Here is a 928-nt window from a genome sequence, read left to right as displayed (position 1 = left end):
CGCAGCGGCGCGTGAGGTCCGGGCGGCTGCGCCCAGTTCGGCGAGCATGCCGGGCGGGCAGTCGGCGCGCCAGGATCCGATGCGGGCGGCGAGCGAGCGGTCCGCGGTGAGCCGGGCGGCGAGCGTCCGGATGTCCTCGTCGCGTGCGGCGGCCCGTGCCCTCAGTGCCTGGCGCTCCTCGTCGGCGGCGAGTTCGTCGTGCATCGCCGGGTTCGGCGGGACGAGGAACACGCCGTCGGCGTCGGCGGCTGCCGGTACGGGTGCGAGGAGGGCCGCGGTGGTACCGACGGCCACGGCCGACCGGGGCAGCAGTGCGGCGGCGGCGAGGACCCCGCGGGCGCGGGTGTGCGCGTCCGGGTCGGTGATGACGACGCCGTCGACGAGTTCGGGCCGCGCGGCCAGGACGGCGGCGTGGTCGGCGGGGTCGACGGCCTGGGCGAGGTAGCGCCAGCCGGGGAGGGCGGGGATGCCGTGCTCCCCGAGGTACTCGACGGTGGCGAGCACATCGGGTCCCGGCGGGAGCAGCCCACCGGTTCCGAGGGCGCCGAGGATGCGGGAGTCGTCGGCGGCCGCCGTGCGCAGGTCGAAGAGCCTGCGCTCGGCGGCGGAGATGCCCTGGTCGAGGAGTCCGCGCAGTTCGTCGGCGCTGTTGTCGAACTCCTCGGCCGTGAGGGCCTGCGCGTCGCCGGCCTCGCTCTCCTGCCCCCGGTCGCCCGGCTCGTCCTCACCGGCCGCACCCCGGCGGGGGCGCGGAACACCGGCTCCTGCCGCGGCCGGGAGCCCCAGCAGGTCGGCGAGGCGGTGGTCGGCGGCGATCGAGTCGGCGGCCCTGCGCTCGGCCTCGTAGGACTGTTCGGCCGCTCCGGCCGCGTCGGCGGCGCGGGCCGCGGCGAGCTCCGTACGACTCTCCGCCGCCGCGGCCTCCCTG

The 928-nt window shown here is 78.1% G+C and carries 1 pseudogene; it reads right to left on the bottom strand.

Features of this window, described 5'->3' with window-relative positions:
• Positions 1 to 928, bottom strand: a pseudogene (locus B9S57_RS00045) (hypothetical protein); the annotation flags it as partial.

Origin of the sequence: Streptomyces sp. SM10 (assembly GCF_002910915.1) — a bacterium.
Taxonomy (GTDB): domain Bacteria; phylum Actinomycetota; class Actinomycetes; order Streptomycetales; family Streptomycetaceae; genus Streptomyces.
This window is presented reverse-complemented; position numbering and strand designations above follow the sequence as displayed.